The following is a 432-nucleotide window of genomic DNA, read 5'->3' as shown; positions in this document are numbered from 1 at the left end:
ATTTTCAGCATGCGTACTTCTTCATCGTGAGCCATGGCATATTGCTGCCGCAAACGCATCAGCAACAGACGTAACCCCAGATTACGCATGTCCAGATCCCGTTCCCCCGTGAGCAACTCTCGCCATATGGCAATGTCTGCTGCAGGCAGTGCTGATTTTTGTTGATCACGAGTCAGCACCGACATCATATCTGGCGATATGTCCGGGCTGGCAGTCTGGTTGAGGTTCGACCCTAACTTGCCAGTATCCAGGCCATGCTTGAATTGCCACAACATGTCAGCATCCAGTTCCAGCAGGCGTGCAATGGTGCCTAATGACATGCCTTCGGTGAGCATGGCAATCACTTGCTGACCCAGTGCATTGCTGAAAGGAGCACGGGCATCACCACTCCAGGGAGCATTCGGCAATTCATCTCCTTCCGGGTAGTCGATA

1 protein-coding gene is annotated in these 432 nt (G+C 52.8%); it reads right to left on the bottom strand.

Annotated elements, in window-relative coordinates:
- On the bottom strand, nt 1–432 hold a 432-nt coding region (locus tag Q4563_RS16320; protein WP_303605225.1), incomplete at both ends, for a hypothetical protein.

This window comes from Gilvimarinus sp. 1_MG-2023 (assembly GCF_030548285.1).
This window is presented reverse-complemented; position numbering and strand designations above follow the sequence as displayed.